At 38.1% G+C, this 1,172-nt stretch carries 1 pseudogene; it reads right to left on the bottom strand.

The annotated features are described in order from the left end of the window. Positions 1-1,172: pseudogene (locus AC6F75_RS12170) on the bottom strand (hypothetical protein); the annotation flags it as partial.

The raw sequence follows: 1,172 nt of genomic DNA on the forward strand, positions 1-1,172 counted from the left end.
CCGTAATCGTCTGAAACCCTTCCAAAAAAATAGGTGATTTGGCTGTTAAGGGTGTCTTGCCTGGAATCCACAACAATTTCAGGGTGTTGATCTCTGATAACATTAATTGAAAAATTCAGGTTTTCATAGTCATTCAACAGTTCGTTTGAAGTAGAAATGGTGTAATCCAACTTTGAATAAACAGGTTTTGAAAACACAAAATAAGGGGTTTCTTTTTTAAAATCAATAATGGAATCGTCAGTTTTGAGTTTTACGTTTTTGGTTTCGCGGGTGTTGAGTTTCCAATTGATTCTGGTTCCCTCGGGCACGGTGGCATTACCGGTGCTTTTTAATGTTTCGGCGGCTTTTTGAGTGTATCTTGGGTACTGCAACTCCATTTCAAACGACAGAAGCGTGGGCACCTTTATGACTTCAAGCGTATAGGGTCTCGAGGTCACCGCATTGGCCTGAAGCCTGAAGTTAATGTTTTCTATAGGTCTGGTAAAGGTGTATTGAAATTCACCCCTTGCGGTTTGCTGCAGAAAATAGGTTTCATTGTTAAAAATTATGACCGCTGTTTCTGGAATAACATCTCCGGCAACTTTTACGTTTAAAACAAATGGTTTGTTTTCTAATGCTTCCAGTTTTTCGTTTACAACAAAAAAACTAAATGGCGCGGGGGGTTCATAAGCTATTTTATAGTTAACCACGCGTTCATAACTTCCTGAGATTATACTGATATTTCCCGTCAAAATCAACAAAAGTATTATCACAACTGGTATTGCCGCATACTTCAGATACCTGAGATTGTGTTTAAAATCAACAGCGTTTACAAAAGGGATGGGTTGCAATTCCCTTGACTTCTGCTCGATGCTTGCCAGCAAAAGTTCCGATTCTTGTTTGCTTTCCTTAAGCTGAAGTACGTTAAGCAATTTGTCGCTGACTTCAGGAAAATGATTGCCGATTATTTTTGAAGCTTGAGAGAAGTCTATTCCTTCCTTTAATTTTAAAAGTTTTGCAATTGGAAAGGCTATAAATCTTCCAAATAGAATAACTTCAACTACAACAAACAACCAAAACAAAATCGTCCTGCCGGCTTGTGACAGCCACAAAAAATGCTCAATTAAAACAGTGGCAATAAAATACAACAGCCCTATGGCAAAAAACAAGATAACTCCTTTTATCAGTTCGTT

The organism is Planktosalinus sp. (assembly GCF_059864935.1).